General features: G+C 51.6%; 2 protein-coding genes and 1 pseudogene. All 3 read left to right on the top strand.

Annotation, left to right across the window (positions count from 1 at the left end; translation table 11 throughout):
* A pseudogene (locus ACTBDZ_RS17865) lies at positions 1-112 on the top strand (IS5 family transposase); the annotation flags it as partial.
* Between the two features lie 63 nt (positions 113-175).
* Positions 176-679: a PDC sensor domain-containing protein gene (locus ACTBDZ_RS17860; protein WP_438816276.1), complete on the top strand. Its 504-nt coding sequence runs from the start codon at positions 176-178 to the stop codon at positions 677-679.
* Between the two features lie 5 nt (positions 680-684).
* Positions 685-1,365, top strand: a 681-nt coding sequence (locus ACTBDZ_RS17855) for a sensor domain-containing diguanylate cyclase (RefSeq protein ID WP_438816275.1), incomplete at its 3' end; no start/stop codon positions are given.

Genomic DNA, 1,365 nt, shown 5'->3' with positions numbered 1-1,365 from the left:
TTTAAAGGAATATCGACGGATCGCCACACGTTATGAAAAAACGGCAAGAAACTATCTAGCAATGGTGAAACTGGGCTGCATCCGCGTGTTTTACCACCGGTTACGCAATTAAGGGACACAGCCTAGCGTATTTCATCATGTCGGATTACGCCGTTTAATCCTGCTATTGGCGGTAATGAGCGCCCTGATCACTCTTGCGAATAGCTTTTATGCTACCTATCGCGTGCAGCGTGATTTGTTGATTACCAATACGCTGGAATCAAACCGGGTTTACGCCAGCAAACTGGCCGCCGAAACACAGACTTTTTTTGAGAATGCGCAACAGCAGTTGGCCTACAGCGCCACAATCCTGGCAGAAGACTTTAACGATACGGTTAATCTGGTACAAGAAGCCGATCGGCTACGTTTGCAAACTCACAGTTTTAATTCCGTGCTGGTGGCAGATGCCAAAGGCGTAGTGCGCGCCACGTCGCCGGATACTTTCCAACTTATCGGGCAGAAGCTTACCACCGAGGGCGCACTGGCTGCGCTTAAAGAGCGCGTGCCGCTGATCAGCCAGCCCTATATCTCGGCGGCAGAAAATCTGATTGTCTTGATATCCAGCCCCATTTTCGATCGGTCTGGGCGCTATCTGGAGTTTGTCGGTGGTTCTATCTATCTGAAAAAAACAGCATCCTGAATACCTTGCTCGGGCAACACTACTACCGTGATGGCTCCTATATTTATGTGACCGACAGCCAGCGGCGCATGCTCTATCACAAAGACAACGGGCGTATCGGGCAAACGGAAACCAATAACCTGGTGGTCCCTCATCAAGGCCCGACGAACGGCAGCCAACAAATGGTGAACTACGTCGGCGAGAAGATGCTGGCAGGCTTTGCCATCGTTCCCGCCACGGGTTGGGAAGTTGTCGCCCTGCGGCCAACGTTAGAAACACTGAAGCCACTTGAGGGGCTGATGTTCAACGTCCTGCGCCACACCCTGCCATTGGCACTGCTGACCATTTTGTGCGTTTGGTTGCTGGCTCGTCTGATTGCCCAGCCGCTGTGGCTGCTGGCGCGCAGCGCCAATAAGATGGATGCCAACGATATTTCCGAGGATATCGACAAGATTCCATCCTGGTATTTTGAGGCCACGCAACTCAAACAGGCAATGCTGATTGGGATCAATCTGTTACAGCAAAAGATTGGCAAACTGCGTTTCGAAGCACAAACCGATCCCATGACCGGCCTGTACAACCGCCGTGGGCTGGACACTATTCTGAAGTATTGGCATACCCTGCACCGGGATTTCGCCATTATCGCGCTGGATATCGACCATTTTAAACGTGTTAACGACACCTTCGGTCATGATACAGGGGATGCG

It is taken from the genome of Symbiopectobacterium sp. (assembly GCF_051710365.1).
Taxonomy (GTDB): Bacteria; Pseudomonadota; Gammaproteobacteria; order Enterobacterales; family Enterobacteriaceae; genus Symbiopectobacterium.
The sequence above is the reverse complement of the archived record's forward strand: the minus strand, read 5'-3'. Positions and strand labels throughout refer to the sequence as shown.

Bases quoted from the DNA above. Each gene is read 5' to 3' on its own strand.
- ACTBDZ_RS17860 (WP_438816276.1), top strand. From the start codon at position 176: ATGAGCGCCCTGATCACTCTTGCGAATAGCTTTTATGCTACCTATCGC.